Genomic DNA, 3,216 nt, shown 5'->3' with positions numbered 1-3,216 from the left:
ACAGGCAATCGGCCTTGTCCGGTTCGACCATCACAAGACGCGGCTCGCTGCCCCAATGTTCGTGCAAAACGCCGAAGGCGGCAGCGGCCAGTCCGCCGCATCCGCCCTGCACGAAGACGTGGCTGGGCCTGACGCCCTGCGTGGCGAGATCGGTTACGATCTCATCGAGCATCACCGTGTAGCCGGCCATTACGGCACCCGGCGCTTCGTCCCCTTCCACGATTGCCGTGTCGGACAGAAGCACCCAGGCATTGGCTTGCGCATCTTCCCGCGCCTGATGCGTGGAATCGTCATAGGTGCCGGCTACCCGGACAACCTCTGCGCCCTGCTGTCTGACAAGCTCGACGCGGTCGGCGGAAACATTTTCATGCAGATAGATCTTGCAGCGGCATCCGTGACGCCGCGCGCCCCACGCGACCGACAGGCCGTGATTGCCATCCGATGCCGTCACCACGGTCGTTTCGCGGACGGCCTCGGCCGGAAGTCCCTCCAGCGCATTGGCAACGGCGAAGGCCCCGCCCAGCGCCTTGAAAGAGCCGAGCCCGAAGCGACCGGCCTCATATTTGGTCAGGGTCGCGCCGAGATGCAGATGGTCAGCCAGGCCAGGCAGCGATATGAGCGGTGTCGGACGATATCCCTCCCATTGCGGGATTGTCAGCGACGCCTTGGCGCGCAGCGCCGGCGGGATGGCGTAGTCGATCGCATTGTTTCGATCATCCTTCGGCCAAGAATTCCCGATCTCCTTGCTGAACAAAGCCGCCATCGAAATCCGACTCCATACTTCTTTACTTGCGCGATTGCGCAGCTATCGCTGCCGCGAAATCGCGAACGCCTACCGCTCTGCATGCGCGCCGGCGAGGCACGCCATGAAGATATTGCGCTGCAAAATAATTAGGCATTTGCTGCCGGATGGAGATGCCTAAAAGCCAATATTTTCAGCACTCTTTCGCTGCGGCTCTTCTGGATGCAATGCAATATTTTTGTGAAGTTCCGCTTGTTGAAAGCGTCGATCTCATGACACGATAAAGCGGCTTTTCGGGATTCCTGGGAATGCCCGCCTTGACAATATTAGTTGCGTGGGGATCGAAGTATGAAGCTTGCGGTCAAAGGCTTTACCGGGCGCATCAGCGACAATGATCTGCGCCTGTTGCGAACCTTCTGCACCGTGGTCCGGCATGGCGGCTTCGTGGCCGCAGAGTCGGAAATGCAGATCGGTCTGCCTTCGATCAGCCGCTACATCAAGGATCTCGAGGTGCGGCTCGGCTTGCGGTTATGCGACAGGGGCCGCCGCGGCTTCACGCTGACCGAGGAAGGCAGGCAGGTCCATGAAGCGTGTCTGGTGTTGTTCGACAATCTCAATGAATTCGAGAGCCGGGTTCGGGATATTCATGCCAATCCCGCGGGCGCGTTGCGGATCGGGATGGTCGATTCCCTCGTAAGCGATCCGAATTGCCAGCTTTCCGAAACGATCCGCGCCTACAAGCGGGAATATCCGAATGTCACCTTCAAGATGGTCATCGAAACATCCAACCTGATCGAACAACAGGTACTCGAGGGCAAACTGGATATCGGGATCGTGTTCGAACGGCGATACATGGACCAGCTCTCCTACCACGTCATGTATGACGAGATCAGCCTGCTCTATTGTTCGGTCAAGCACCCCCTCTGGGGCGATCACGGCGGCGACATTCGTGAGGCCGACCTCTCCTGTTACGAAATGGCCGGCTATCCGATGGCCAATCTGATGGAAAAAATGGGCGTGGAGGGCGTTTTCCCGCGCACGGCTACGGTCAACAACATGGAATCGATCGCGATGATGATCAATTCCGACACTTATCTCGGCTTCCTGCCGAAGACCTATGTGGAGACGCTTTGGTGTCGCGACCGGTTTCGGGTGATCGCCCCGGAAACCTTTAACTTCAGTAGCCGGATAAGCGCCATTACGCGCAGCGGAACCCCGCCGCCTTTGACGCGCGCCTTCGTTAATCAGCTTTCCCCCACCGCGGCGGTTGCCGCCGAATGAGGGATGCAGGTTGCGGCAGGGCAGGCCCGTCACGTTCTTGAAAGCGCAACCAAGCTTGCCGCGTTTGATATTCATGCGCGATAAGCCAGGCGGAACCATGGGGTCATGTCAGAACACGTCATCGATTCCCCGGTTCGGATATCCGCGTTGAACGCGACCATCGTCGACCAGGCGCAGCCGACACGCTACGCTTGGTTCGTTCTCATCCTGCTGATGCTGACCTACAGTTTCAGTTGGATGGATCGCTTTCTGCTGGTGATCCTGATCGATCCGATCAGCAAGGATCTTGGCGTTTCGGACACGCAAATCGGTCTGTTGACGGGATTCGGCGCCTCGCTGCTCTATTCGCTTTCAGGTTTTCCCATTGCGCGCATGGCGGATCGGAGACCGCGCTCCACGATCATCTCCATTGTCCTTGGCGTGTGGAGCGGATTGACGACCGCTACTGCGATGGTCGGGTCTTTCTTCGGCCTTGCGCTGATGCGTTTCGGTATTGCTGTCGCCTCGGCGGGCTGTTCTCCGGCGGCTTATTCCCTGATTTCCGACTATTTTCCCGTGCACCGGCGCGGCACGGCGATCGCCGTCTATTCGCTGGGCATTTCGATAGGGACCTGGGCCGGACTTTCGCTCGGCGGCTTCGCCGCGGATTCGCTCGGCTGGCGCAATGCCTTCCTTGTGCTCGGGCTCCCCGGTGTCGTTTTCGCCGCCTTGATCGCCTTCACGGTGAAGGAGCCAGTCCGTGGCCGTTTCGATGACAATACCGAAGAGGCGCGCCGTCATTATTCCGTGGCGGATGCCGTCGGCTTCGTGCTGCGCCATCGCGGTTTCATGGGCATTGCCTTCGGCTTCGCCTTTATCTCCTGTGCGACCTCCGCCTTCGAGAACTGGGTCCCCACTTATCTGATCCGTGCGCACGGGCTGAGCGCCACCGAGGTTGGCTCGGTAAGCGGACTGGCCCAGGGGCTTATGGGAATCGTCGGCGCTCTGGCTTTCGGTCTGTTGGCCGACCGTCTCGCCCGTCGCGACAAGCGCTGGTATTTGTGGATTCCGCTGATCTGTGCAGGCATTGCAGGCCCCTTGATCGTGCTGTTCTTTCAGCTTCCCAAGAGCTTGTCCTATGCCAGCTATTTCCTGATCGAACTATGTGTCTCGGGCTATTCGGCGCCGCTCTTCGCGGCGAGCCAGATGTTGTT

3 protein-coding genes are annotated in these 3,216 nt (G+C 59.2%); 2 read left to right on the top strand and 1 reads right to left on the bottom strand.

All coding sequences use genetic code 11. The annotated features are described in order from the left end of the window. Nucleotides 1–763 (bottom strand): pyridoxal-phosphate dependent enzyme (locus VMR39_RS29905; RefSeq protein WP_325422118.1); only part of this gene is annotated, 763 nt, incomplete at its 3' end. Between the two features lie 327 nt (nucleotides 764–1,090). Here VMR39_RS29905 and VMR39_RS29900 point away from each other — a divergent pair. Both VMR39_RS29900 and VMR39_RS29895 read left to right on the top strand, forming a co-directional pair. After that, complete coding sequence (locus VMR39_RS29900; RefSeq protein ID WP_325422116.1) at nucleotides 1,091–2,023, top strand: LysR family transcriptional regulator; 933 nt, start codon at nucleotides 1,091–1,093, stop codon at nucleotides 2,021–2,023. 147 nt (nucleotides 2,024–2,170) lie between these two features. Continuing rightward, on the top strand, nucleotides 2,171–3,216 hold a 1,046-nt coding region (locus VMR39_RS29895), incomplete at its 3' end, for an MFS transporter (protein WP_325422114.1).

It is taken from the genome of Sphingobium sp. (assembly GCF_035511395.1).
In the GTDB taxonomy this organism is placed as follows: Bacteria; Pseudomonadota; Alphaproteobacteria; order Sphingomonadales; family Sphingomonadaceae; genus Sphingobium.
Note: the sequence above shows the minus strand (reverse complement) of the source record. Positions and strands in the feature narration are given on the sequence as shown.

Bases quoted from the DNA above. Each gene is read 5' to 3' on its own strand.
- VMR39_RS29900 (WP_325422116.1), top strand. From the start codon at position 1,091: ATGAAGCTTGCGGTCAAAGGCTTTACCGGGCGCATCAGCGACAATGAT.